Here is a 316-nt window from a genome sequence, read left to right on the forward strand (position 1 = left end):
AACATCACCATTGGCCAAAGCACCATCACTGCCGAGCCAATGCTGTAGTTACCAATATCGAGAAACACCTCGTTTTTACGCCAGATGGTGTTGAGCACATCACAAGGCTTTTCCCCGGTAGGAACAGGCAACGGCGCCAAATAATCATTGCGGGAAAAAATCCCGTTCTTCGTAGCGCCTGCGGGTCGCGTGCTCATCGCTTGTCCTTTGGTTGCAGGTAAATGGCGCCGGGGTGGTCCTCACCGAGCGGGTAATTCGGTACACGATCAAGCTCGGGCGTCGGGTCGTTTCTCAGGGCGATGACACCTGTGGAGTT

1 pseudogene is annotated in these 316 nt (G+C 54.4%); it reads right to left on the bottom strand.

Annotated elements, in window-relative coordinates:
* A pseudogene (locus tag MKZ87_RS28875) lies at positions 1–197 on the bottom strand (hypothetical protein); the annotation flags it as partial.
* Positions 198–316 lie beyond the last annotated feature (119 nt).

The organism is Pseudomonas sp. MCal1 (genome assembly GCF_026341415.1).
Taxonomy (GTDB): domain Bacteria; phylum Pseudomonadota; class Gammaproteobacteria; order Pseudomonadales; family Pseudomonadaceae; genus Aquipseudomonas.